Source organism: Klenkia sp. AC732 (assembly GCF_979256525.1).
In genome coordinates this window covers 1-242 of the sequence record NZ_CEEDOS010000163.1, presented here as the reverse complement: position 1 = coordinate 242, position 242 = coordinate 1, and the positions used below count along the sequence as shown (strand labels likewise).

Annotated in this window: 1 protein-coding gene; it reads left to right on the top strand. The window is 71.9% G+C overall.

Annotated elements, in window-relative coordinates; all coding sequences use genetic code 11:
* A partial coding sequence (locus tag AC0IVP_RS22105) for a ParB/RepB/Spo0J family partition protein (RefSeq protein WP_471759305.1) occupies nt 1–242 on the top strand: 242 nt, incomplete at both ends.

The window sequence follows — 242 nt, the reverse complement described above, 5'->3', positions numbered from 1 at the left end:
CCGCGCGGGCGGCCGAGCGGCAGACCGTGCCGGCGATCGTCCGGGACACCTCCGACGACGCGATGCTGCGCGACGCCCTGCTGGAGAACAGCCACCGGGTGCAGCTCAACCCGCTCGAGGAGGCGGCGGCCTACCAGCAGCTGCTGGAGGAGTTCGGCGCCACCCTCGAGGAGCTCGCCGCCAAGATCGGCCGCAGCCGCTCGCAGGTCACCAACACCATCCGACTGATGAAGCTGCCGGTG